At 52.4% G+C, this 23639-nt stretch carries 23 protein-coding genes and 1 tRNA gene; 14 read left to right on the forward strand and 10 right to left on the reverse strand.

Annotated elements, in window-relative coordinates; translation table 11 throughout:
* The first annotated feature begins 3 nt into the window (after nucleotides 1-3).
* Both RJ38_RS09330 and leuB read left to right on the forward strand, forming a co-directional pair.
* Nucleotides 4-1068: an endonuclease/exonuclease/phosphatase family protein gene (locus RJ38_RS09330; RefSeq protein ID WP_039018572.1), complete on the forward strand. Its 1065-nt coding sequence runs from the start codon at nucleotides 4-6 to the stop codon at nucleotides 1066-1068.
* 73 nt (nucleotides 1069-1141) lie between these two features.
* On the forward strand, nucleotides 1142-2245 hold the full coding sequence (leuB, locus tag RJ38_RS09335) for a 3-isopropylmalate dehydrogenase (RefSeq protein WP_039018573.1): 1104 nt from the start codon (nucleotides 1142-1144) through the stop codon (nucleotides 2243-2245).
* Between the two features lie 367 nt (nucleotides 2246-2612).
* Here leuB and RJ38_RS09340 read toward each other — a convergent pair whose 3' ends face one another.
* The 5 genes from RJ38_RS09340 to RJ38_RS09360 all read right to left on the reverse strand — a co-directional run bounded on the left by RJ38_RS09340 (nucleotide 2613) and on the right by RJ38_RS09360 (nucleotide 8035).
* Nucleotides 2613-3737, reverse strand: coding sequence for an enolase C-terminal domain-like protein (locus RJ38_RS09340; RefSeq protein ID WP_039018574.1), 1125 nt, complete (start codon nucleotides 3735-3737; stop codon nucleotides 2613-2615).
* Between the two features lie 74 nt (nucleotides 3738-3811).
* A complete protein-coding gene (locus tag RJ38_RS09345; protein WP_039018575.1) occupies nucleotides 3812-5122 on the reverse strand; it encodes a TRAP transporter large permease in 1311 nt (436 codons plus the stop codon).
* A 3-nt stretch (nucleotides 5123-5125) separates the two neighbouring features.
* The gene (locus RJ38_RS09350; protein WP_039018576.1) at nucleotides 5126-5641 is read right to left on the reverse strand and encodes a TRAP transporter small permease; all 516 of its coding nucleotides are present in this window, start codon (nucleotides 5639-5641) and stop codon (nucleotides 5126-5128) included.
* Nucleotides 5642-5751: 110 nt separating this feature from the next.
* Nucleotides 5752-6729, reverse strand: coding sequence for a TRAP transporter substrate-binding protein (locus tag RJ38_RS09355; protein WP_039018577.1), 978 nt, complete (start codon nucleotides 6727-6729; stop codon nucleotides 5752-5754).
* 58 nt (nucleotides 6730-6787) lie between these two features.
* Entirely contained in the window at nucleotides 6788-8035 is a 1248-nt protein-coding gene (locus RJ38_RS09360) for an NAD(P)/FAD-dependent oxidoreductase (protein ID WP_039018578.1), read from the reverse strand.
* 166 nt (nucleotides 8036-8201) lie between these two features.
* On the opposite strand from RJ38_RS09360, the gene RJ38_RS09365 reads away from it, so the two are divergent.
* Entirely contained in the window at nucleotides 8202-9098 is an 897-nt protein-coding gene (locus RJ38_RS09365) for a LysR family transcriptional regulator (RefSeq protein WP_039018579.1), read from the forward strand.
* Here the strand turns inward: RJ38_RS09365 and RJ38_RS09370 are convergent.
* Nucleotides 9095-10786, reverse strand: a complete 1692-nt coding sequence (locus tag RJ38_RS09370; RefSeq protein ID WP_039018879.1) for a thiamine pyrophosphate-binding protein — start codon at nucleotides 10784-10786, stop codon at nucleotides 9095-9097. The genes RJ38_RS09365 and RJ38_RS09370 overlap by 4 nt on opposite strands.
* A gap of 167 nt (nucleotides 10787-10953) precedes the next feature.
* Here RJ38_RS09370 and RJ38_RS09375 point away from each other — a divergent pair, with 167 nt between their 5' ends.
* The gene (locus tag RJ38_RS09375) at nucleotides 10954-11649 is read left to right on the forward strand and encodes a GntR family transcriptional regulator (RefSeq protein WP_039018580.1); all 696 of its coding nucleotides are present in this window, start codon (nucleotides 10954-10956) and stop codon (nucleotides 11647-11649) included.
* A gap of 6 nt (nucleotides 11650-11655) precedes the next feature.
* Here the strand turns inward: RJ38_RS09375 and RJ38_RS09380 are convergent, their stop codons facing one another.
* Nucleotides 11656-12411 carry an aspartate/glutamate racemase family protein gene (locus RJ38_RS09380; RefSeq protein WP_039018581.1) on the reverse strand — a complete coding sequence of 252 codons (756 nt, stop codon included), beginning with the start codon at nucleotides 12409-12411 and terminating at the stop codon, nucleotides 11656-11658.
* Between the two features lie 467 nt (nucleotides 12412-12878).
* Here RJ38_RS09380 and RJ38_RS09390 point away from each other — a divergent pair, with 467 nt between their 5' ends.
* From RJ38_RS09390 to RJ38_RS18875, 7 genes are all read left to right on the forward strand, one after another.
* Nucleotides 12879-14072 (forward strand): tyrosine-type recombinase/integrase, encoded by a 1194-nt coding sequence (locus tag RJ38_RS09390; protein ID WP_082005689.1) that lies wholly within the window; start codon nucleotides 12879-12881, stop codon nucleotides 14070-14072.
* Nucleotides 14072-14608 carry a hypothetical protein gene (locus RJ38_RS09395; RefSeq protein WP_039018584.1) on the forward strand — a complete coding sequence of 179 codons (537 nt, stop codon included), beginning with the start codon at nucleotides 14072-14074 and terminating at the stop codon, nucleotides 14606-14608. Before RJ38_RS09390 ends, RJ38_RS09395 begins: the two co-directional genes overlap by 1 nt.
* A 96-nt stretch (nucleotides 14609-14704) precedes the next feature.
* A complete protein-coding gene (locus RJ38_RS09400; protein ID WP_039018585.1) occupies nucleotides 14705-14887 on the forward strand; it encodes a helix-turn-helix transcriptional regulator in 183 nt (60 codons plus the stop codon).
* A 1-nt stretch (nucleotide 14888) separates the two neighbouring features.
* On the forward strand, nucleotides 14889-15086 hold the full coding sequence (locus RJ38_RS09405) for a hypothetical protein (protein ID WP_039018586.1): 198 nt from the start codon (nucleotides 14889-14891) through the stop codon (nucleotides 15084-15086).
* 2 nt (nucleotides 15087-15088) lie between these two features.
* On the forward strand, nucleotides 15089-15946 hold the full coding sequence (locus RJ38_RS09410) for a DUF7146 domain-containing protein (RefSeq protein WP_039018587.1): 858 nt from the start codon (nucleotides 15089-15091) through the stop codon (nucleotides 15944-15946).
* Nucleotides 15943-17445 (forward strand): YfjI family protein, encoded by a 1503-nt coding sequence (locus RJ38_RS09415; RefSeq protein WP_039018588.1) that lies wholly within the window; start codon nucleotides 15943-15945, stop codon nucleotides 17443-17445. Before RJ38_RS09410 ends, RJ38_RS09415 begins: the two co-directional genes overlap by 4 nt.
* A complete protein-coding gene (locus RJ38_RS18875; RefSeq protein WP_156121816.1) occupies nucleotides 17442-17615 on the forward strand; it encodes a hypothetical protein in 174 nt (57 codons plus the stop codon). The genes RJ38_RS09415 and RJ38_RS18875 overlap by 4 nt, the downstream gene beginning before the upstream one ends.
* Nucleotides 17616-17774: 159 nt before the next feature.
* Here RJ38_RS18875 and RJ38_RS09420 read toward each other — a convergent pair whose 3' ends face one another.
* Entirely contained in the window at nucleotides 17775-18464 is a 690-nt protein-coding gene (locus tag RJ38_RS09420) for a DUF7424 family protein (protein ID WP_039018589.1), read from the reverse strand.
* 517 nt (nucleotides 18465-18981) lie between these two features.
* Nucleotides 18982-19068 (reverse strand) — tRNA-Leu (locus tag RJ38_RS09425).
* Nucleotides 19069-19305: 237 nt separating this feature from the next.
* On the opposite strand from RJ38_RS09425, the gene RJ38_RS09430 reads away from it, so the two are divergent.
* Nucleotides 19306-20289: a complex I NDUFA9 subunit family protein gene (locus tag RJ38_RS09430; protein WP_039018590.1), complete on the forward strand. Its 984-nt coding sequence runs from the start codon at nucleotides 19306-19308 to the stop codon at nucleotides 20287-20289.
* Here RJ38_RS09430 and RJ38_RS09435 read toward each other — a convergent pair whose 3' ends face one another.
* On the reverse strand, nucleotides 20290-21099 hold the full coding sequence (locus RJ38_RS09435) for an undecaprenyl-diphosphate phosphatase (protein WP_039018591.1): 810 nt from the start codon (nucleotides 21097-21099) through the stop codon (nucleotides 20290-20292).
* A gap of 210 nt (nucleotides 21100-21309) precedes the next feature.
* Between RJ38_RS09435 and RJ38_RS09440 the strand changes: the two genes are divergently transcribed.
* Nucleotides 21310-22743, forward strand: a complete 1434-nt coding sequence (locus RJ38_RS09440) for an NAD(P)-dependent oxidoreductase (protein WP_039018592.1) — start codon at nucleotides 21310-21312, stop codon at nucleotides 22741-22743.
* Between the two features lie 86 nt (nucleotides 22744-22829).
* Nucleotides 22830-23582 (forward strand): hypothetical protein, encoded by a 753-nt coding sequence (locus RJ38_RS09445; protein ID WP_039018593.1) that lies wholly within the window; start codon nucleotides 22830-22832, stop codon nucleotides 23580-23582.
* Nucleotides 23583-23639 lie beyond the last annotated feature (57 nt).

The raw sequence follows: 23639 nt of genomic DNA on the forward strand, positions 1-23639 counted from the left end.
TCGATGCTTCTAAGCGATGGCGCGCGGGCTGAAACACTGCGCATTGCCAGCTACAATGTAGGCTTGGATCGCGATGGGCCAGGCTTATTGTTGCGCGATATTTTACGCGCGGATTCTGTGCAAATAGTGGCCCTCGTTGACGTTATATCTAAAGTCTCACCGGATATTTTGGTTCTACAAAAATTCGACTTTGACGATGGCAACCTGGCCTTGCGTGCTTTTTCAGCGTTGCTTGTGCGTGCGGGGGTGACTTACCCATATCTATTTTCGCGTGCACCAAATTCCGGTCTGGCTACGGGGTTGGATATGGATGGTGACGGATATTTTGGTGACGACAGTGATGCCCAGGGATTTGGGCGGTTTCGCGGTAATGGCGGGCTTGCGATTTTGTCGAAATTCCCCCTTCAATCCGAGGTTGCGCGTGATTTCAGTGACCTCCTTTGGAAAGACCTGCCCGGCGCTATCGCCCCCACAATAGAAGGTAGGCCCTTTCCAAGTGATGCTGCCTTTGCAGTGCAGCGCCTGTCAAATTCATCGCATTGGGAGGTTCCCGTTGTTTTGCCCGATGGCACACGTATTTTTCTGTGGACGATGTATGCCGCCCCGCCCGTTTTTGATGATCAGCACGATAGAAATGGGCGACGAAATCATGATGAAGCTGCATTTTGGTTGCGCTACATGGATGGAGATCTGCCTGAAACTCCACCAGATGACCCCTTTGTACTTTTAGGCGGGTTTAATCTTGATCCGGTGGATGGGCGGGGGCGCTCGGGGGCATTGTTGGCCTTGCTTGATGATCCTCGTATCCAAGATGTTCGCCCATCCAGTCAAGGTGCGCGATTGGCGTCGGAGACACAAAGGTCAGTGAATATTACACATGCTGGCGAGGCGAGTTTGGACACTGTGGACTGGCCTGACACTGCGGGGCGGCCCGGCAATATGCGGGTGGATTATGTCTTGCCTTCATCCGATCTGCTGGTTGTGGATTCAGGCGTTCATTGGCCGACAGATGGGTCATCTGATGCAGCGTCTACACATCATTTGGTCTGGGTGGATATCGCATTTTAACGCTGCTTTCTTGACCCTTCCGCCCACAAGCGGTACTCGGGTGCAACGCAGTTTTAAACGATCGGATACCCAAATGAGCAACCCGTCAATCCTTATTCTTCCCGGTGATGGTATCGGTCAAGAAGTCATGGCTGAAGTTCGCAAAATCATCACTTGGTTCGGTGATAAACGTGACTTGGCTTTTGACGTGTCTGAAGACCTTGTTGGTGGTGCCGCTTATGACAAGCACGGCACGCCTTTGCACGATGACACCATGGCAAAAGCGCAAGAAGTTGACGCTGTTTTGCTGGGTGCTGTTGGCGGCCCGAAATACGATGATCTGGATTTCTCGGTTAAGCCGGAACGCGGCCTTCTGCGCCTGCGCAAAGAAATGGATCTGTTCGCGAACTTGCGCCCTGCGCAGTGTTTTGACGCGCTTGCGGATTTCTCATCTTTGAAAAAAGAACTGGTGTCCGGCTTGGATATCATGATCGTGCGCGAATTGACCTCTGGTGTTTATTTTGGTGAGCCACGCGGCATCTTTGAAGAGGGCAATGAACGTGTTGGCGTGAACACCCAACGTTACACCGAATCCGAGATCGAACGTGCTGCGCGTGCCGCGTTTGAACTGGCCATGCGTCGTGACAAAAAACTATGTTCCATGGAAAAAGCCAACGTTATGGAAAGCGGCATTCTGTGGCGTGAAGTTGTGATCGAGGTTTCCAAAGATTACCCAGAAGTTGAACTGTCCCACATGTATGCGGACAATGGCGCGATGCAGCTGGTGCGTGCGCCAAAGCAATTCGACGTGATTGTAACTGACAACCTGTTCGGCGATATCCTGTCTGATTGCGCGGCGATGTTGACAGGTTCTCTGGGCATGTTGCCATCTGCAAGCCTTGGTGCGCCCATGGAAAATGGCCGTCCAAAGGCAATGTATGAACCGGTTCACGGTTCCGCACCTGACATCACGGGCCAAGGCAAAGCGAACCCATCCGCTTGTATCCTTAGTTTTGCGATGGCGCTGCGTTACAGCTTTGATCAAGGTGACGAAGCAACGCGTCTTGAAACTGCTGTTGAGAAGGTCCTGGCTGATGGCATCCGTACTGCTGACTTGATGCAGGCCGATGGTGGCACAGCGGTATCGACCTCAGAAATGGGCGATGCAGTGATTGCGGCATTGAACGCAAGTCTCTGATTCCATCATTAAGCAAGGCTTGGGATCCTAAGCCTTGCTTGCTTTTGCAGCGGTTTGAATGAATTGGTCATGCACCTGGTGCAAAGCGACTATGCAGATTTTGGTGGTACTCAAGTTCCGCAGTATTTCTTATCTGGGGCTTATCGCAACTGATTTGTTCGAAGGAACTGTAAGATGGCACAAACTGCAAAAGATATCCTTGGTGTTGGCATCCTTGTGGCTGCTACTGCGCTTTTTATTGGCGTGCACTCCTGGTTCGTTATCATGTAAACACATGCCGATCGCTGTAGGAATACAACGACCGGAACGAAACAAAGATCTAAATCAGCGCGGCATTCATGCTGCGCTTTTTTGTTTTTGGTAAACCCTATTGCAGAACCTCAGCGACCGCATATTTCGCAAGCATATCGGGGTTCACATCCACACCAAGCCCAGGCCCGGTTGGCACATGAATACGCCCGTTCTTCACGGGGAATGGGTCAACCAGAATGTCTTCCTGCGCGTAATATGTCGCCATGTAAAATTCTGCCTGCAAATGCAGATCTGGCACGGCCGCCATCAGATGTGTGCCCGCTGCATGGGCCAGACCGGTCTCAAACATACAGCCACCGTAGATTTCAATCCCAGCCGCACGGGAAATTGCGGCAACTTCCAGCGCGCGACGGATGCCACCGGATTTCATGATCTTTAGCGAGAAGATATCAGCGATTCGGTGTTGCGCCCCATAAAGCGCGCCTTTGGGGTCAAATACGCTTTCATCGGCCATGATCGGCGTGTCGATGACATGGGTGATATGGGCCATGGCTTCGCGTTCATGCATCTTCACAGGTTGTTCAATGAAGGTCGGGCGGAATTGTTCCAAATCCCGAATACAGCGCACTGCATCATAGGCTTTTAGGCCCTGATTATAGTCGATGCGAATGTCGATCTCATCGCCATAGATTTCGCGGAGTTTTTCCGCGCGCATCACGTCGAAACTGTGATCTGCAAAGCCGGTCTTGAACTTAAAGATCCGTACACCATCTTCCCACATCCGCGCGATATCAACCAGATCCGCATCAAAATCCGGGTTCGCCACGGAAAAGCTCATGCCCATGTCGTCGCGCAAACGCCCGCCAACCAATTCACACACTTGAAGGCCTGTGATCTTACCGGTGATGTCCAAAAGCGCCATCTCAAGCGCTGCCTTGGCTTCGGGATTGCCGATCAAAATTCGATCCGCCAGGGTCATGTGTTTCTCAACCTGCACCGGATCTTCACCAATCAGATGCGGGCGCAGATACACATGCAACGCCGCCGCAGCACCTTCCGCCGTTCCGGTAAACACGGGCCAGGGGGATGCTTCGCCCCAACCTGTGATGCCCGTATCCGTGATGATTTCGACAATCACTGAATGGATTCCCGCGACATCACCGCTGCCGTGGGAATGTACGGCTTTGGCAGGGATAAGGATCCGGTGGACCCGGATGGTTTCGATTTTATGGTCACTCATGGTGAGGCTCCGAAGGAGGTTTGGGGAGGGTCGCAAAAAGGGCACCCCGATTTGGGATGCCCTGTTGATTTTGTTTATCCGCCTGGTGTGTTGCGCATATTCTCTGGCAACCAGGTGGCAAGTTCGGGCCAGACGATCAACACAAAGACCATCAGGACCATGATGCCAAACATCGGCAGCGCGGTTTTGGCGATATAGCCCATCTCATGTTTCGTCATGCCCTGCATCACAAACAGGTTAAAGCCAATCGGCGGTGTCACCTGGGCCATTTCAACAACAACCACGATGAAGATACCGAACCAGATCAAGTCGATCCCGGCGGCTTCGACCATCGGTTGTACAATCGCCATCGTCAGCACCACTGATGAAATCCCATCAAGGAACATGCCCAGGATGATGTAGAAGAACATCAAGGCGATCAGCAGGGAAAATCTTGATAGTTCAAGAACTTCGATGAACTCAGCCAAGGCGCGTGGCAGGCCCGTAAAGCCCATCGCTAGGGTTAGCGCAGACGCGCCAAGCAGGATGAAGGCCACCATTGCCGAGGTGCGCGTCGCGCCCAAAAGGCTTTCAATGAAAGTACTGATGGTCAATGACCCCTGTGCCCAAGCAAGGATCAACGACCCGATCACACCAATTGCGGCGGCTTCGGTCGCGGTGGCCCAGCCTGCGTACATTGATCCAATCACGGCAATAATCAGCAGAACGATTGGGATCAAGAAACGGCTTTCCGCGATCTTTTGACCAAAGGTCATTTCGTCGGCGATCTTAGGCACTTCGGATTTGCGCACAAAGGACCAACCCGCCACATAGGCCATGAACATCAGCGCCAGCAAAAGCCCCGGCAGAATGCCCGCCATGAACAGTTTCGAGATCGATACCTCAACCGACACACCATAAACAATCAAGGTTAATGACGGCGGGATCATCAGGCCAAGGGTCGCCGCACCAGTCAGCGTGCCGATGATCATATATTCAGGATACCCACGTTTGCGCAGCTCTGGGATCGACATCTTACCAACGGTTGTCAGCGTCGCCGCAGAAGACCCGGACACAGCCGCAAAGATCGTACAGCCCACGATGTTTGTATGCACAAGACCACCAGGCAGGCGCGCCATCCAGGGGGCAAGGCCGCGGAACATGTCTTGCGATAATCGACTTCGATATAAGATCTCGCCCATCCATATGAACATGGGCAAGGCAGCCAACGTCCAAGATTTACTAGAGGTCCAAATTCGATCGAGCGACGACATTGGACTACTCGAGGTGTAAAACTCAAGAATAAACCAAGCTGTGCCCATGAGTGCCAGCCCGACCCACACACCGGACCCGAGAAGTAGGAATAAGACGAAAAGAAAGATAACTAGAAGAGATAGTTGTTCCATATGTTACTCCACACTATCTAAGGATTCCGAACGGATGCGATGCTTTCCGCTAAAAATCAGGCTCAAGAAGTTGTCCACGAAAGCTATGAATAGGAGTGTAGATCCGAGGCACATGACCATTTGTGGAATCCAAATGAGCGTTGCATCGGAACCATCACTTTTGAATCCAAATCTCCACGATGCGTAAACGAATTTGAACGTAATGTAGGTATAGTATCCAACAAAAATACCCGCGAACCCAAAGCACCATATCTCGCCTTTGCGGCGAAAACGCCCCAAAGCAGATAACCCGAGGCTCACGCGAATATGGCTTCCATGATTTAGTGCGTAAGCGAATGCAAAGAATGACGCACCTGCCATGCAATAGCCTGCGTAATCCGGCGCACCGAGCAAGACCTCACCTGTCCAGCGTGCAACCATCTGCACCACGATTAATACAAGGATGCCGATCAAACAGAGCGAGGCCAAGATCCCCCCTCCCAGATACAAGCTATCCAGAGCCTTGCGAATACTGCTCATTGTTCCCTCCCGTCCCTGATCCGGCCACGTTCTGGTGTGGCCGTTGTGGGGTGCGGCACAGATTGCGCCACCCCCCGAATTCACTGCCCGCAATGGGGCAGATGAAAAGCTTAGTCAGCGTTGAACGCGTCAACGATTGCCTGACCCGCGTCACCTGTGTTTTCCAGCCATTCATTGGTCATGGTCACGCCGAATTCTTTCAGCTCAGCCGTCAGACCGTCACCTGCAGGGCCAACAAACATGCCGTTTTTCGCAAGCTCAGTCAGCGTGAAATCTGTGTACTGAACAGAACGCCAATCACCGGCATATTCTGCCAATGTTGCACAGCCGTTGATCACGTTTTGCGTGCCTTCTTCCAGACCGTTCCATGCTTCGGCGTTCACCAAAACATAGTTGCGCGGCAGCCATGCATCCACCTCATAGAAATGTGTCAGGCTTTCCCAAACCTGGCGGTCATACCCGGTGGAGCCAGATGACACCATGGATTCAGCAACGCCGGTTGCGAAAGCTTGGCTGATTTCAGCGGCTTCGATCTGAACTGGCAACATGCCGGACAATTCAGCCAGACGCGCGGTTGCGTTGTTGTAAGACCGGAACTTTAGGCCTGCCATATCCGCAACAGAATTTATCTCTTTGTTGAAATAGAGCCCCTGCGCTGGCCATGGCACAGCATATAGAAGATGCAGATTTTGTTCCGCCAGAAGTTCAGTCAGCGGACCTTTTGCCGCGTCCCACAGTTTCTCACTGTCTTCAAAAGACGTTGCAAGGAACGGAATGGAATCAAAGCCAAACAGCGCGTTTTCATTCTGGTGACCAGACAACAGACGTTCGCCAATGTTTACTTGGCCGGTCTGAATAGCGCGTTTGATTTCGCCACCTGCGAACAGGGATCCACCTGGGTGCGTTACGATTTCAAGATCGCCACCGGTACCCGCCGTCACACAGGCCGCAAACTCAGCGCCCGTTGCGGAATGAAAGTTGGTCGCGGAATAGGCCATTGGCATATCCCAAGTCTCAGCCGCTGCCCCGAATGTGGTCAGCGCCGTTGCCGCAAGACCTGCAGCGATTGTTTTGGTAGTTTTGGACATATTATTCCTCCCTTTGGATGTCGTTGTCCTTGCCGGATTTTTCCGGTCTTTCCTGTCGTCAGAACCTCCCTGGATCATAAATCGACAGGTCGATATTATCTTTCTTCCCGGTGATCAGCCCCGCGATGATACGCGCGGTTTTCGGACCGGCTGTTAAACCGATATGATGGTGGCCAAAGCCCGCAAACACACCGGTATTCTTGATTTCACCAATCAATGGCAGACTGTCCGATGTTGCCGGACGATGGCCCAGCCATGGCACTTCTTCGGAATACTCCAGATCGGGAAAATACTCTTTTACCTTACGGCGGAGAAACTTCAGAGGCCCATCCGACATTTTTTCATTCAGTCCGCCGAACTCAACCGTACCTGCACAGCGTAACCCGTCTTGCATCGGTGTGGCTACAAATTTCCCCATAGACATCATCATCGGAATTTTCGGCATCTGACTGGGGTTTTTGAACATGATGTGATAGCCGCGTTCACTTTCGATCGGCACCTTTAGGCCCAGCTTATCCGTCAGCGCTTTTGACCAACTGCCCGTTGCAAGAACCACCTTGTCACAAGGCACATCGCCTTGATCCGTTACCACTGCGGTCACTTTTCCATCGGTCAGGGTGACGTCTTTGACTTCGCCTTGACGGAATACGGCGCCAAGTTTTTGGGCCTCTTTCGCGAGGGCTGCCACATAACCACCTGGATCGCGCACATAGCCATGATCGCGCATCAGCGCGAGACAGTTCAGATTCTTCGCAAGCATGGGTTCAAATTCATGCACTGCGTCGCCTTCGATGATTTCAGGCACGAAACCGGCTTCGCGGCGTAACTCCCAAGTATATCCGTCGGCCTCAAACCCGGCGCGGTCCTTATACACAAAGGTATAATCGGAGTTTGTGGTCCATTCCGCAGCATCCGTGCCTTTGGTTAAGGCTTCGTGCTGATCCACTGTGTCATGGGTGATTCCGGTCAACCCGCGAGCGATCCGTCGTGTGTCTTTGTCATTGGCATGGGACAGATATTTCAACAGCCATGGGGTCAATTTCGGCAGATGAGACCACCGCAAAAACAGCGGGAATTCCGGATCAAACAGCAATTTCGGCGCTTTGGGGATCATACCCGGGTACGTCACAGGCGCAACGGAACAGGCTGCAAGCACACCCGCATTTCCAAATGACGTGGCGCTGCGATCACCTGGCGTCGCCCGGTCAATCACGGTCACATTCACGCCTTCACGTCGCAGCCAGATCGCGGCGGAAACGCCTACAATCCCGCCACCAATCACAACAGCCGATTGCTGTTCAGTCATACGCAGGCCCCTGTTTCCACATGCATGCGACGCCCGGTCATTTTTGTAAAATTATGCAGCATCGCGATCATTTCTTTGCTTTCTGAACCCGGAGCGTGCCAAGTCAGTCACATCATTTCAAATATTAATTTGTGGCAAGATCATCATAAAATGTTATACACCCGATATGTCACTTCGTTTTCGCCAACTCCAAGCCTTTCATGCCATCGTTGAAACCGGCACCGTTACAGGTGCAGCGGACCAATTGGGGATTTCGCAGCCGGGAATTTCCAATCTTTTGGCCCAGTTGGAACGTCAGACGCGATTGAAGTTATTCGAACGCAGCAAAGGGCGTTTGCTGCCCACACCAGAAGCTGGCGTGTTGTTTCAGGAGATCGACACGGTGGTGCGGGGTCTTGACCATGTGGCGCAGGCCGTGACTGATCTGCAGAACAAGCAGGCCGGGCAGTTGCAGGTTGCCTCACCGCATTCGCTGTCTTTTGGTCTGATGCCGAAGCTGATTGCAGAATTCTCTGCTGATAAACCGGATCTGTCGATTGCGTTCCAGTCCAATTATTCCTCAAAGGTGCAGGAATGGGTTCTCGCGGGCCTGTTTGAGGTCGGGATCTGCGAGTTGCCGATTCTTTATGACGCTTTCGACACGGAACTGTTCCAGTTTGAAACGATCTGTGCTTTGCCCGAAGACAGCCCGCTGGCCAGCCATGATGTGTTGACGCCAGAGATTTTGGAAGATGAACCATTTGTTGTCATGGGCCCCGATCACATGACCCATCGGCGTACGCGCGAAGCCTTTCACAACGCAGGAAAACGCTGGCGGACACGTGTGCATTCGCATCTGTTCAAGAACAATCTTAGTTTTGTGAAGGAAGGCATGGGGGTCTCCCTGCTTGATCCGTTTGTCGTGCACTTTGACCGTGAAGGTGGCTTTATCACCCGCCCATTTCGGCCCATTGTGACTATTGAATTGGCGATCATCACGTCAAAAGCCCGACCGCTGTCCACGATCGGGCAAGAGTTTCGCAAGTTGCTTTCCGCAGAGATGAAAGCCTTTGGTGGCGTTTAGCCCATCCAGCGACGCACAGGTGCTGCGGCTTCTTCCAGCGGTTGACAAATCACGTCAATCAAGGTTGGGCCATCATGCGCAAAGGCCTCTTTCATCACACCATCCAGGTCTTCGGCGTTTTCAACACGCCAAGATTTCACACCAAAGGCTTCAGCCACAGCTGCCTGATTGGTTCGGTTGAAATCAACGTTGTAATAGCGCTTGTCGCAATCATCGCGTTGACTGGCCTTAATCCAGCCAAAGCTTGCGTTGGAAAATACGATATAGGTCACGGGTACGTTGTGGCGCACGATGGTCTCAAGTTCACCGCAAGCAAAAGCGAATGAACCATCCCCCATCATGGCGACAACCTTTTTGTCTTGCGCCCCAAACCAGGCACCCGCCGCGGCAGAAAGGGAATATCCAAGTGCGCCATGGGCACGGTTGGTAATATACTGACGACCGGGGAATTTCTGTTCGGAATAGGCGTTGTAATAGGGGCAGCTTGTGCCAGGATCGGAAACCACAATGCCATCATCCGGCAGGTTTGCATTCAAGGCCGTGATGATCTGCTCTGGAATGATCATATCGGTTTCACTGGCCGCAAGTGCGTTGAATTTCGCGAACTTACGTTCTTTGATGTCTGCGATTTGCGCTGCTGCACCAAATTGCGGCGCATCACCAGTGCGAGCATCCAAATAGGCGTTTGCCGCAGCCAAAGACAGCTGCAAATCAGCAACCACACCCACCTCAGTTGGGTAGTTTGCACCAATCACCATCGGATCATTGTCAAAATGCACGATACGCTGGCCAGGTTTTGGCGCCTCCCAGCGCGATGTCGTGGTTGAGCCCGCACGTGCCCCCATGAACACAACAAGATCAGCGGCTTCCATCATTTCCCAGGTCTCGTCTGTGCCACCGTTTGATCCAACAACACCCAGAGATTGAGGGTGGGTATCAGCAAGCGAACCCTTCCCAGAAATCGACGTCGCGACGGCGATGTCAAGACGGTTGGCCAGCAGTCCCAGTTCTTCCATTGCACCGGCGATCACCACGCCACCACCACAAACGATCAGCGGTTTTTTCGCGCTCAGAATGGCCTCAATCGCATCGTCCACTGCACCGGGCTCAGCTGCGCCGCGATAAGACGGATAGCTTTGATGTTTTGGATCGCCCCAGATGTCATCTGCTGGCACATCATCATATTGAATGTCATAGGGCAGCCCCAGATGCGCAGACCCAGACCGGCCCGTTGTCATCGCGCGAAATGCTTGACGTACCATGCGTGGAATGTGGTCCGCGCGCTTGATTACGGTGTTGAACTTGGTCAGTGGCGCCATCAGGGCTTCTTGGTTGACCTCGGTTAATGGGTATTTCCCATAAGATCCGACAGAAATATCCGTCGTGATCGCCAATACCGCGTAAGAGCTTTCGTTTGCCTCGATCAGGCCGGGCAAAATATATGTCGCGCCGCCACCTGATGGGCCTTCGCAGACGCCAACTGTCCCGGTTACGCGAGAATAACCATCCGCCATATAGGTCGCGGAACGCTCGTCGCGGGTTAGGATGTGGGTGATGTCGTGATCCAGGTTGTGCATCGCATCGTAAAACGGCAAGGTCGTATCGCCGCAGAGGCCGAAAATGTGTTTCACCCCATGTGCTTCCAGTGAACGCACCATCGCTTCCGCACCATTCATCGTATTCTTCAAAGTATCATCCCCCAAGCGTCTGCATTGCGGGTTGCCGCATGCTGTTTAACATTGTGTTCTAAACTGTATACAGCGCTGTCGAAAATTGTGAAGACAAATTTTTATTTTCCTTTTCACCTCCCCCTTCCTCGGTGTAAAAGTCATGCAAACCAAGGGGCGAATATAGAATGGCAGATCAGGGCAGCAGTGTGGATCGCGTGTACGCGACGCTTCGTGACATGGCGATTAACTTTGATTTCAAGCCCGGCGAGCGCCTGAATGAAACCGCGCTGACCTCAAAATTGAACGTCAGCCGCACCCCCTTGCGCGAAGCTCTGAATCGTTTGGTGGCTGAAGGGTTTTTAACCCTTGCGAAGGGCCAAGGTTTCTTTTGCCGCCCCCTAAGCCCGGAACAAATTTTGGAGCTTTACCAGCTGCGCTGTGCCTTGGAAACCGAGGCGCTGCGTCATGGAGTTGAAGTCGCCACAGATGCCGAAATCGCGGAATTTTGCGCCTATTTAAACGCCACAGAGACGACATATGACAGCTGTGATGATCTGACAGAACTGTTAAAAATGGACGAGGAATTCCACATGCGTCTGGCTGGATTATCTGGCAACAATGAACTCTGCCGGATGTTGAAAAACGTGAATGAACGTATCCGCTATGTGCGCCTTGTAAACCTGCGCCAGCTGCGTGGAATGGATTGCACAGAGGCCGGTGACAATACGTTTTTATCCGCCCATCGCGCCATCGCAAATGCTGTTCAGAACCGGGATACCCAAACAGCCCTCACCGCATTGCGTGCCCATATTGAACGGCGCAGCGAACAGACGATTGAATTGGTTCGTCTCGCCTATTCGCAGCTGTATGTGCCGTCCTAATAGACCCTAACGCAGGCCAATTCCTGGCTTGGGATCATCCAAACCCGACGTGAAGCGGTCCGGCACTAGTCCTTCATGGAACCATTTTAGGTATGTGTAGATCGAGAACACCGGCAGCCCGGTTTCGCGCCGCACATCCGCCGCATAGGGTGTCATATTTGTACATTCCAGAACGATCGCCCCTAGGTCGGGGTGTGTCTTCACGAAAATGCGTGCGGCCTCTAGCATGTCTTCCCGGCAGGCTGCAAAATCAATCTCCAGCGCATCCCCTAAAATGTCGCGCGTGAAAACCTTGCCGCCTTCGGTCCCCATGATCGGGGTGTCCAACGGCACGCCAGCGGCCTTCAGGTGTTTATCTGTTAGGGTCTCTTTTGAGATCGTCAAAATCCCCACGCGTTTGCCTGGCGGTAACATGGATTGTACCATGGGCACCTGCATCAAGGATGACGTCGCGACGGGCACAGGCACGGCCTCGGTCAATTGATCTTGGACAATCGACAGAAAGCCGCAATTGGTCGTGATTCCGTCGCAGCCGCTTGCCACTAAACCCTTCGCGGCCTCAATAAACTTATCAACCAAAAGCGTCGCATCCCCTCGCACAACGTTCTCAGGGTTCGCCCCGCGCACGACCCGATATTGCACAGGAAACGGCCAAGTTGTCGCATTGCCAATATCGCCCGGGATACGTGGGAACTGTGTTTCAAGCATCAAGATACCCAAATTCGCGCCATAAACGGTTTTGCCACCGTGTTCATTCTTCATGGTATTGGTCCTCTTCTGGTCGGCATGCCGGGTTGCGATATAATAGTGTGCAACACTGTATACAATGCGCCCGAAGTCAAGGCCGCTTCAACCGGGTCTTTGTCCGCAGCCATGATCAGTCAAAGATCACCTGGTTATTGCGCTAGGTGCTGCGGTCTTTTGTGGCGACAATTTCGGACCTGGTTCTCAGGGGAAATCTAATCTTGTCAGTTGTGTATCTGTGTCACCTTGCGATTAAAGAAATCGTTCAGCTGCGGGTGAATCCCGCAAGAACATTTTGCTTAATCGCTATATATAATTGGATAAAATTGGTGCCCAGAAGAGGCGTCAACCACTTGTTTTTGCTTGTTTTTGCATGTCCAAGCATGTCTTTGTCCTCCTTTGTTTTATAGGTATATATGTCCTGACCTGTCTTGCATTGTCCACCCCTATCCAATAACCTAAGGGGGATATTTAGGGGGATAAAAATGAGGGCAAAAAACAGACTCACGTCTAGTTTTATCAAGAGCGCGCCTGCGGGGAGCTACTGCGATGGTGCCGGGCTTTGGTTGGTGAAACGAGAGGATGGTGGCGCACAGTGGGTGCTACGTGTGACTGTTCACGGGCGGCGACGTGAAATGGGCCTAGGAGGCCTATCTAGAGTCGGGCTGGCTAGTGCACGCAAGCTGGCAGAACGCTGGCGAAACATTGCAGCGGTTGGACGTGATCCTATTAAAGAGCGTGAAGCAGAAGAGCAAGCTGCACGTCGTGAAGACATAACTCTAAATATTATCACCGCCGATGCATTTGAAAGCCGTAAGGCGGAGTTGAAAGGCGATGGTAATGCAGGCCGATGGCTTTCCCCCCTAAACATTCATGTTCTGCCCAAACTTGGAAAAGTACCTGTCACTGATCTTGATCAGCGCGATATTCGAGACACCTTGGCCCCGATCTGGCACACAAAGGCTGATACCGCCCGCAAAGCCATGAACCGTATATCAATTGTCTTGAAGCATGCGGCGGCGCTTGGCTTGGATGTAGACTTGCAGGCAACAGAAAAAGCCAAGGCATTGCTTGGAAAGTCGCGGCATGTAGCAAAGAACATTCCCGCGATGGCTTGGGCCGATGTGCCAACATTCTATACCAGCCTTGAAGAGCCGACACTGGCTCATTTGGCTTTGCGCCTTCTGATTCTAACCGCCCTGCGCTCGACCCCACTGCGTAATTTACGATTGGACCAGATAGACGGCGACGTGTGGACCGTGCCCGCCGAAGCCATGAAGGGTCGCAAAGACGCGACTGAGGCTTACCGTGTGCCCCTGTCGCATGAAGCCCAGCGCATCATTGATCTGGCACACCCACATGCCCGTAATGGCTTTCTTTTTCCGAACACGCGAGGCGGTGTGATTAGCGACATGACGCTTTCCCGTATGATGGAAAGGCGGGGGCTAGAAGCGCGACCGCACGGTTTTCGCACAAGCCTGCGCACATGGCTGGCAGAGACAACCGACGCCCCCCACGAAGTCGCCGAAGCGATGCTGGCGCACGTAACAGATGGCGGCGTCGTGCGTGCCTATCGCAGAACTGATTTTCTTGAACAGCGGCGTGCGTTATCTGAGCGTTGGGCAGATTATGTGACCGGCAGTTCCGGGCAAGTGGTAAAGCTGGATGAGGCGGGATAATGACAGAAGAAGAGCATACACAGTTTCAGAGCTATGTTGAATACGTACAAAATCGCGTGAGGCTTACCTACAAAGACATGTTTGACAAGCGATCTTTTTTGAAAATTGATGGACTTTCGGCTGCAAAAAAGCTCATGATTGACCCTCAGGCGTTAGTAGAAAGCGCGACTGATGATCCTGGGGCATTCGACGAGCTGCGTGCGGCTATCGCTTGGCTGGTAGATCGTGATAAAACTATTCCAGATGCTGCGCGCGTCTGGTTAGCAGGTTTTCTGCGTGAGCAAATCAAACCGCCGAAGCCGATAAAAATAAGCAGCCTACCCGAGAGTGGGAAGCAGGTCTTTATCTGGGATACTGTACGCTTACTTTCACTAGAAACAGGAATGAACAAGACACGGGGTGAGGCTGCAAACACCGTGTGTGCGTGTGATGTCGTCGCTGCTGCATTCGCGAAAATGAACCTAACACCAATGACGTTAGATGGGATTAGGAAGGTTTATTTCAAAGAAGCGAGAAGGCGCGAAGAGGAAGCATAAAGCGTGGGGCAATGAAATAAATTTTGCTGCCCCACGACACAGAAGTACCACTCGAGTCATCATTGCATCATCTGAAATCAAACAGGACGATGCACGATGCAGACCTATTTAACCCTAACAGAACTACGCGCAAAACTTGGCAACCGCTCACGATCTGCGATCTATCTGGACCTCGCGGCTGGTCGACTTCCCCAACCGGTAAAGCTTGGCGGGCGACTCTACTGGCCTGAAGGCGATGTTGACGCGCATCTGCGCAATCTTCGCGCTCAGGTTGTTTGATATGAGCGGCAAACAAACAAACCCCGGATACGTGTTGCGACAGGTATCCGGGTTGGAAAAACGCCATACGATTGCGGTTCACTTTTCCACCTTATTGGAAACCCACCACCTAAGCCAAATCTTTCACCTGCAAATAATACGCGGCTTATCTGAAATCCAGATTTTGCCTTTGGTGTCTCTGATCTGGGGGGCGTTCTAAGGATGGATTTACACACAATCACCCATAACCTTGGCGGATACTGGCGCAATGGCCGGGGGCAAGCGCCTTGCCCGGTATGTCAGCCAGAACGCCGCCGCGATCAAAATGCCTTGAGTCTGTCACAAGAAGACGGAAAGACATTGCTGCATTGTTTCAAGGCGGGTTGTTCCTTTGTGGAAATCGCCAAGGCCGCGCATATGCCGCTGGATAGCGTCCAGATCGACTTTGATGCCCAGCGCGAACATGAACGCAAGCAAGCCGCCTATGCTGCGGAAAAGCTGGCCAAGGCCCGCAATTTATGGAACGCGGCCAAGCCTATCACAGGCACCAAGGTAGAGGCATATCTGAGGGGGCGCGCTATCACTTGCGACTTGCCCAGCGCCTTGCGCTTCATGCCTGATATTTACCACGGCCCTAGTGCCACATGGGCAACGGCTATGGTGGGTGATGTTTCATCTGGCGGCGTTCACAGAACATATTTCGACAAGAAAGGAAGCCGCTTGAACAAAGGAGCAAAAATGATGCTTGGCCCGTGCTGTGGGGGCGCTGTTCAGCTTTCCCAAGGCGCTGGGCGTCTGGTGGTGTGTGAGGGCATAGAAACCGGGTTGTCGTTGCTGTCTGGCCTTCTGAGTGGCCCTGCTACCGTATGGGCGGCGCTATCCACTGGCGGTATAAAAGGGCTGGACCTACCAACCACCCCCGGCAAGCTTACAATCGCAACCGATGGGGATGCACCGGGCTATGAGGCCGGGCAAGTGCTGGCGAACCGTGCAACCGCGCTGGGCTGGAAAGTCAGCCTGTTGCCCGCGCCCAATGGGGTGGACTGGAATGATGTATTGATGAAGGGGGTAAGCGCATGAATGCGATACACCCTAATGAATTTCAGTATGACCCCGCAATGCAGTGGCCAGCGCCTGATTTAAGCCTAATCAATTCAGACCGAAAACCCGCGCCAACTATGTCGGATGAGGAATTTAGTCTGATGTTTGGCGCTTGGTCAAACTGGTTGAAATCAGCGGCAGAGGTAAAGGGAACACATGTTGATTATGTGGCCTTGGCATTGCTCACAACCGCCAGCGCTATCATCGGAAACACCCGTTGGGCAGTGCCTTGGGATGGATGGAAAGAACCGCCTGTTCTATGGGGGGTCTTGATCGGCGACCCATCAGCGGGCAAAAGCCCGGCTCTTGATGCGGTACTGGACCCCCTCAAGGAAATAGACCGCGAATTAACACAAGCCTATGAACAAGAACGCAAGGAATGGCTTGATAAAGACGAAGTTGCCGGGATTGTTCTTTCCCAATGGAAGGCAGACGCAAAGCGAGCGCTTGCCGACGGGGGAGAACCGACAACAAAACCCAATGAGGCCAGCGCCGGAAAGGCCCCCGTTCGCAAGCGTGTGCGCATTACCGATGCCACCACTGAGAAGGTTGCGGAATTACTAGCAAGCACATGGCGCGGCCTTCTGCTGTCGCGTGACGAATTATCTGGCTGGCTTGGTTCAATGGATCGTTATTCGGGCGGGGGTGATAGACCGTTCTGGTTAGAGGCATACGGGGGCCGCAGCTACACGGTAGACCGTAAGGCAAGCCCTGAGCCTGTGACCGTTGAACACCTCTCAGTTGCGATCCTTGGGGGAACTCAGCCGGATAAGCTGGAAAGCCTGTTGTTGCACTCTGATGATGATGGATTGCTTGCCCGCTTTCTAACCGTGTTCCCCGATCCTGTGCCACTGGCACGGCCTAGCTGTCGGCTGGATGAAGCCACCCCGATAACGGCCTTTAAGCGGTTGTTGGCCCTGCAACCTGCAACAGATGAAAGCCAAACCAAGCGCCCGTTTTTCATACATCTTGATGAAAGTGCACAAGTGGCATTGCAGGAATTTAGAGGGCAGTGCCGGGCTTGGGAAGGTGAAGCCATTGGATTGATGAAAGGCCATGTCGGGAAATTGCCCGGCTTAGCTGTGCGTGTTTCCCTTGTTCTGGCTTGCCTTGATGCTGCAATAGGTGGTGACGATATGGTAACTGAAATCAATGCCAATCATATGGGCAGGGCTTGCCACTATGTCGGGGAGCATTTGCGCAGTCATGCGCACCGCGCCTATGGCTCAATCAAGCCCGCACCTGAGATGCAGGGCGCTCGAACTATCGCCGAAATCATCAAGTGCGAGGGCGTCGAAGCATTCAAGGTGCGCGACATTCAAAACCGGGGGCGCAAACACCTTGGCACAACGAAGGCAGTAAAGCAGGCGCTGGACGTCCTAATCTCTTTCGACTGGATACGTGAAGAACGTGGCAACGGTAGCGGGCGACCATCAATTTCATACGCGGTAAATCCACGGCTAGGATACATCAAATGAGCCGCTGGCTAGAGCTGGCCCGAAAGCCAGAGCTTATTTTAGAAAGGGAACCATCAAGCCATCAACAACCATCAAAAAGCCCTGATGTGCAACTTATAGATGGGTTTGAGATGGTTTGCGATGGCTTGATGGTAGGGGAAGTAAATATAAGCCCGGAAATCAAAGCCTAATAAATAAGCCCGACGCTTTCGAAGTTACGCACCGGGAGAAAGCTATGATCCATATAGTGGCCAGCCCCCCCCAAAAAAAGAGGCATACGGTAGCACTGTCACCCATTCGGTGATTGTTCGACTGCCAACTACGTAAAAAGGACTTTTCCCGAGAAGTCGCTATTCTCGAGGGGAAGCAATATATGCTATCCTCGCCCATGCATCAACCTCGCCAAAGGCGGCGTTCGATACGTTAGAGAGCTTAATTTCGACCTCGGAGCGCCGTGGTACTGTAAAGTTTTTAAAGTTCGTGACTGGCTGGCCATCGGCAAAAGCGTCACTCGCCTGAATTACAATATCAGAGGCCATATCATTACTTATTGTGGCGGATAGTACAGCATTAAGTTCGGGGTCGCGGTACCCAATAACCTCATTAGGTATGGATGCAATAAGCTCGTCGGCCTTTAAGGTATTTAAAAGAAAACCAACATCCACCCAATTTTCACCATCGGCACTAGGTTTATTTACTACACCTATATATAGCGGCATTTCAGTTAAATGACCATCATCCCCCGTAAGTAAAACAATGTCAGTGGTAAGCCTGTATACTGCAAAGCTATCTATTCCATCCCGTTCGCATCCGATAAATTCGGCAGAGTGGAACGCGTTTTGAAGTGGTTCTAATAGTGTTGAACTGACTTCACGACACTTACTTTCGCTAACCACCTCAAATCCTATTGTAAGGGGTGTTTGCAGGATTGTACCATTTTCAGCCACACCCAATGCGTCTGATGTATAGACCGTAGCCTGAGTGTTGGTCTTACAACCTGAAAGAAGTGCAAGCGCAATAATGGGGACTGCAATTTTCATATGGGGAACCTCAATATTTTATTAAATCGCCCTTCACTAATAGGCATGGGTCCGGGGGTGTCAATCTGAAACTGGCGTGGTGTCGGATCGATCAATATGCTTGCCACCGTCTCCCAATAATCACAGGATTAAATAACGAATTCGGTTTATTCTCGTTGATGTATTTATGAAAACTCAGCGAAAACAAGCGGCCGCAACCGCCCAACATAAAGAGCTTATGGTACAGTACGCGCAGCGGTGTAATGGCGCTTCTCCCCTTTTTTGGAAGCCGAAAGAAACAGTCATCACACAGCGCGCATCGTTAGGCACATTGATTTCTAACCGTCATGCATAACCTAGAAAAAGGAAGCGAGTCGCCGATGGTCGCCGCTACGATTTGTGTGCTTTCCATGATTTCGGAAAGCACAACCGTATGAATGAAGCGGGTAGCAACTGGCCTAAGGGGGATATTTAGGGGGGTAGGACTTTTATCCCGTCACATATTTTAATTATAAATCAACTGATTGCGTGAATAAAATGGTGCCCAGAAGAGGACTCGAACCTCCACGTCCATACAGACACTAGCACCTGAAGCTAGCGCGTCTACCAATTCCGCCATCTGGGCACGGGGTAGTGAGGCGGATTTATCCCTGCGCGTTGGAGCTGTCAATGCGAAAACACTGGAATTCGACGAATCCTGTGAAATGCTGGCGCATCTTGATCCATGGGTCGGTAAGAATGTACGGATGATTGCGAAAATACCTCATATGGAAGGGGTTTTCCGGGTGAGATATCGGTTTGCGCCTTGTTTGCGGCGACAGAGGGCGTTATTCCAGATGCAGGAATTTCCCGGAGGATACCCATGACCAAACTTGTCACCATCTTCGGCGGTGCCGGCTTTGTCGGACGCTATATTGCACGGCGTATGGCCAAAGAAGGCTGGCGTGTGCGTGTTGCGGGCCGTCGTCCCAACGAATCTATGCATGTGAAACCATATGGCGCGCCTGGCCAGGTGGAACCTGTATTTTGCAACATTCGCGATGACGATTCTGTACGCGCTGTCATGCAAGGTGCGGATGCTGTTGTGAATTGCGTGGGCATCAGTGACGAACGCGGCAAGCAAAGCTTTGAAGCTGTGCAATCCGAAGGTGCTGCCCGTATTGCGCGTATCGCATCCGATATGGGTGTTGCTCGTTTGGTGCATCTCTCTGCGATTGGCGCGGATCTGGAGAGCACCAGCAAGTACCTTGTGTCCAAAGCTGAAGGTGAGGCGGCGATCTTGGAGAGCTTCCATGACGCAACGATCCTACGCCCCTCTGTGATCTTTGGCACGGAAGACGGTTTCTTTAACAAGATCGCTGGCCTGTCACGCTTCACGCCTGTGATGCCTGTCTTTTCTGGCGATACACGTTTTCAGCCGGTCTATGTGGATGATGTGGCGAAGGCGGCTGTTGTCGCGATCATCGGTGGTGCTGCCCCTGGTGTTTATGAACTTGGTGGCAGTGACGTGCTGACATTCCGCGAGATCATGGAAAAAGCGCTGAAGGTTTCTTACCGTAAGCGTATTCTTGTTGGGTTGCCAATGTTTGTTGGACACGTCATGGCGGGTGCGTTGTCTTTGGTTGAGACTTTGTCATTGGGGGCGGTCCCGAATTTTCTTATGACTCGCGACCAGTTGCGCGCCATGGGTGACGACAATGTTGTAGGTGATGATGTGAAAACACTTGCCGACTTTGGTGTTGAACCGGTGCGCCTTGATACCGTTCTTCCAGAATATCTGTGGCGTTATCGTCCATCTGGTCAATACGATGATATTCGCGATTCAGCGGCAAATCTGCGGGGCTAATTACGCCCCACCAAAGCCGATAAACAATAGTATCACGCCCAGCCCGATCCGATAGATCACATAGGGCGTGAAGCTGACACTGCGCAGCAGTCGCATCATCAGCGACAGCGCAAGCAATGCAGCAATGCATGAAAACACGGCTGCGATTGCCCCATCTTTTATGGCTTGAATATTTGCTGTCGCAGCGACTTCGATACCCAATAAGCCGCCAGCTGCGATGATTGTCGGAATCGACATAAGCATTGAGATCCGTGCGGCATCTTCGCGGGAAAATCCAAGAATTCGGGCCCCTGTGATCGTTGCGCCGGAACGCGATGTGCCGGGAATTAAAGCAATGGCTTGCCATAGGCCCATGATGATCGCATCGCGCAGGTTCCAATCTTCTGATTTGCGTGTGACCTCGCCCTTTTGATCCGCGAAATACAACACAATGCCAAAGCCGATCATCGTGATGCCGATCACCTTCACGGATCGCATCATGTCGTCCAGGCCGGTTAGCTTTAGGATAAGTCCAAATATAATGGCGGGGATGGTGGCAATGATTAGTAACAGAGCGAGCTTCGCACCCGGGGTGTCGATCTTGCCACGCAACAAGCGCGGAAGTCCGTAGGCTGCTTGCAAAACATCGTTTCTGAAGAAGATAACCACCGCGACCAGCGTGCCAAGGTGTACTGCTACATCAATGGCTTGCCCTTGGTCGGGTGCCCCGGTCAGTAGGGGATATAGGATCAAATGACCGGATGATGAAACCGGTAGAAATTCAGTGAGGCCTTGGATGATCGCGATAAAGAAAAGATGGAACAGGGTCATGGCAATGCTTTTGTGATTCGTTTTTCACAACCTATCTTGCTGCATGTGAAAGGGAAGAGAGATCAAAGGTAAGCATTAATTACCTATTATGGTGGCTTGAGCTGCGTAAAGATTGAGTGGGTGTGAAAAAAATGCAATATAGGTCAGCTATGCTTACTTTCAATCTTCGATCGCAAGCGCTACAAGGGCGAACCACAGCGGAGAAGAGCCATGGCAGAGAACCCTATGTTGAAGTTTGTAGATGTATCACGTGATATGCCTGAAAAGCGCGACGCAAACGCGCGTAACGAAGATTTCAACGAGATCTACGCCGAGTTCGCAAAGGCGAAAGCTGAGGAACAGGCAAGCCGATGCAGCCAATGTGGTGTGCCCTATTGCCAAGATCATTGTCCGCTGCACAACAACATCCCCGATTGGCTGCGCCTGACGGCGATGGGGCGTTTGCGCGAGGCCTATGAGATGTCTCAGGCGACGAATACATTCCCCGAAATTTGCGGCCGCATCTGCCCACAGGACCGCCTGTGCGAAGGCAGCTGTGTGATTGAGACATCCGGTCATGAGACCGTGACCATCGGCGCAATTGAGAAATACATCACGGACACCGCCTGGGAAAATGGCTGGGTGACGCCGGGCGTTCCGCGCCGTGAACGTGATCAATCCGTGGGCATTATTGGGGCGGGCCCTGGCGGCCTTGCGGCAGCCGATATGCTGCGCCGCGCGGGTCTTCAGGTGACTGTTTATGACCGTTATGATCGCGCCGGTGGTTTGCTGACCTATGGCATTCCGGGTTTTAAGCTTGAGAAAGACATCGTCATGCGCCGCAATGATCAACTGGCGCAAGCGGGTGTGGAATTTGTGCAGAATTGTAACGTGGGGGAAGACATTTCCTTTGATGCAATTCGGGGCAAACATGACGCGGTTGTTCTGGCAACCGGCGTATATAAATCACGTGATTTGCAAGGGCCAGACGCAGGTTCTGAAGGTGTCGTAAAGGCACTTGATTACTTGTCCGCCAGCAACCGCCAAAGCTTTGGTGATGTGGTTGAAGAATTTGAAGACGGCACGCTGAACGCCAGCGGTAAAAAGGTGGTCGTGATCGGTGGCGGTGACACGGCGATGGACTGTGTGCGCACAGCGATCCGCCAAGGCGCAACCAGCGTGAAGTGTTTGTACCGTCGTGACCGTGCCAATATGCCCGGTTCTGTGCGTGAAACGACAAACGCTGAAGAAGAAGGTGTTGAATTTGTATGGCTCGCGGCCCCCAAAGGTTTTGCTGGTGACCCCGTCAATGGCGTGATGGTGCAAAAAATGCGCCTTGGTGCGCCTGACGCCTCAGGGCGTCAGAGACCCGAAGTGATCGAAGGCGCGGATTATGTTGAGGACGCTGATTTGGTGATTACGGCCCTTGGCTTTGAGCCTGAAGATCTGCCAATGCTTTGGAATACGCCTGAACTGGAAGTGACGCGTTGGGGCACTGTTTTGACCGATAGCGCAACACATCAAACCCGCCTGCCTGGTGTGTGGGCGGTGGGCGATATTGCACGCGGCGCAAGTCTGGTGGTCTGGGCGATCAAGGATGGTCGTGATGCCGCCGCTGATATTTTAGAAAACCTTAACGCGGGTGCGATGGTCGCGGCAGAGTGATCTGCTTGGCAACCACATGGGGTGACGCTCCCAAAGGGTTAACAGGTCAGCCTTGCTGACGATGACAGTAAATAGGACGTAAATCGATGTCAGAACAAACATGCATAAATAAGGGCAACGCATTGCGTTTCTTTGCGCACCTATTTTCGGTGGCGCTTGTGACAGGCATGTGTAGTTCGGCTGCGGCTGGCACGGTTACACCACCAGAGGGATGCGAAGCTTTTTTGACAGTGCAATCCACGAGTTGTGAAGTCGAACACTACTGGAAATGTGATTCTGATCCGGATGGCGTAAAATGGCGCTATGTTTTGGGGCAAGACGGCCCAACATATGTATCCCAAGTGGATGATGAATACCGCTGGCTGTTTTCGGAAAACCTGATCAATGGCCGCCAAGAATTCATGGGGAAGCGGGAAAAAGATCGTCAATCCATGGGGGATCTTCTGACCAGCGGCGTCGACAGCTATGACTTTGTTCAATTGCTGAGCTATCCGGGCCGGGGTGTGGTTGAGCAACATATCACAGGTTTCGATCGCCTAAATGGTGACAACATAGTGGTCGATGGCCAGGCTTTGCTGGGCAGTGACTATGAGTTGCGAGAAGTAAGCGGCGAAGATGCGTTTGAAATGCGCGGACAGGAATATGTTCTGGAAGAGTTCAACTTGTTTTTGGGTGGAATTGGTGAGTTTCGGAACAATGAGGGCATTTGGGAAAGTTACAATCAATCCCCAATCACTTTCGCGCGCCCCGGTGGCGCAGGTTTTCTGACCGACACGCCGCTGTTTGGCTGCGGTGAAATCCTGTCAGCGCTTGATGCGCCGGTAACGCCTGCGGGCTGAAGATTATAGACGAATATGAACACCTAAGACCCCATGTGGGCACCCTGAGAAGGACAT

The organism is Halocynthiibacter namhaensis (genome assembly GCF_000812685.1).
Taxonomy (GTDB): Bacteria; Pseudomonadota; Alphaproteobacteria; order Rhodobacterales; family Rhodobacteraceae; genus Halocynthiibacter; species Halocynthiibacter namhaensis.

Coding starts and splice junctions, on each gene's coding strand:
- RJ38_RS09410 (WP_039018587.1), top strand. CDS start 15,089: ATGGATTTACACACAATCACCCATAACCTTGGCGGATACTGGCGCAAT.
- RJ38_RS09395 (WP_039018584.1), top strand. CDS start 14,072: ATGACAGAAGAAGAGCATACACAGTTTCAGAGCTATGTTGAATACGTA.
- RJ38_RS09365 (WP_039018579.1), top strand. CDS start 8,202: ATGTCACTTCGTTTTCGCCAACTCCAAGCCTTTCATGCCATCGTTGAA.
- RJ38_RS09430 (WP_039018590.1), top strand. CDS start 19,306: ATGACCAAACTTGTCACCATCTTCGGCGGTGCCGGCTTTGTCGGACGC.
- RJ38_RS09435 (WP_039018591.1), bottom strand. CDS start 21,099: ATGACCCTGTTCCATCTTTTCTTTATCGCGATCATCCAAGGCCTCACT.
- RJ38_RS09415 (WP_039018588.1), top strand. CDS start 15,943: ATGAATGCGATACACCCTAATGAATTTCAGTATGACCCCGCAATGCAG.
- RJ38_RS09330 (WP_039018572.1), top strand. CDS start 4: ATGCTTCTAAGCGATGGCGCGCGGGCTGAAACACTGCGCATTGCCAGC.
- RJ38_RS09345 (WP_039018575.1), bottom strand. CDS start 5,122: ATGGAACAACTATCTCTTCTAGTTATCTTTCTTTTCGTCTTATTCCTA.
- RJ38_RS09420 (WP_039018589.1), bottom strand. CDS start 18,464: ATGAAAATTGCAGTCCCCATTATTGCGCTTGCACTTCTTTCAGGTTGT.
- RJ38_RS09375 (WP_039018580.1), top strand. CDS start 10,954: ATGGCAGATCAGGGCAGCAGTGTGGATCGCGTGTACGCGACGCTTCGT.
- RJ38_RS09360 (WP_039018578.1), bottom strand. CDS start 8,035: ATGACTGAACAGCAATCGGCTGTTGTGATTGGTGGCGGGATTGTAGGC.
- RJ38_RS09400 (WP_039018585.1), top strand. CDS start 14,705: ATGCAGACCTATTTAACCCTAACAGAACTACGCGCAAAACTTGGCAAC.
- RJ38_RS09340 (WP_039018574.1), bottom strand. CDS start 3,737: ATGAGTGACCATAAAATCGAAACCATCCGGGTCCACCGGATCCTTATC.
- RJ38_RS09355 (WP_039018577.1), bottom strand. CDS start 6,729: ATGTCCAAAACTACCAAAACAATCGCTGCAGGTCTTGCGGCAACGGCG.
- RJ38_RS09445 (WP_039018593.1), top strand. CDS start 22,830: ATGTCAGAACAAACATGCATAAATAAGGGCAACGCATTGCGTTTCTTT.
- RJ38_RS09390 (WP_082005689.1), top strand. CDS start 12,879: ATGAGGGCAAAAAACAGACTCACGTCTAGTTTTATCAAGAGCGCGCCT.
- RJ38_RS18875 (WP_156121816.1), top strand. CDS start 17,442: ATGAGCCGCTGGCTAGAGCTGGCCCGAAAGCCAGAGCTTATTTTAGAA.
- leuB (WP_039018573.1), top strand. CDS start 1,142: ATGAGCAACCCGTCAATCCTTATTCTTCCCGGTGATGGTATCGGTCAA.
- RJ38_RS09405 (WP_039018586.1), top strand. CDS start 14,889: ATGAGCGGCAAACAAACAAACCCCGGATACGTGTTGCGACAGGTATCC.
- RJ38_RS09440 (WP_039018592.1), top strand. CDS start 21,310: ATGGCAGAGAACCCTATGTTGAAGTTTGTAGATGTATCACGTGATATG.
- RJ38_RS09380 (WP_039018581.1), bottom strand. CDS start 12,411: ATGAAGAATGAACACGGTGGCAAAACCGTTTATGGCGCGAATTTGGGT.
- RJ38_RS09350 (WP_039018576.1), bottom strand. CDS start 5,641: ATGAGCAGTATTCGCAAGGCTCTGGATAGCTTGTATCTGGGAGGGGGG.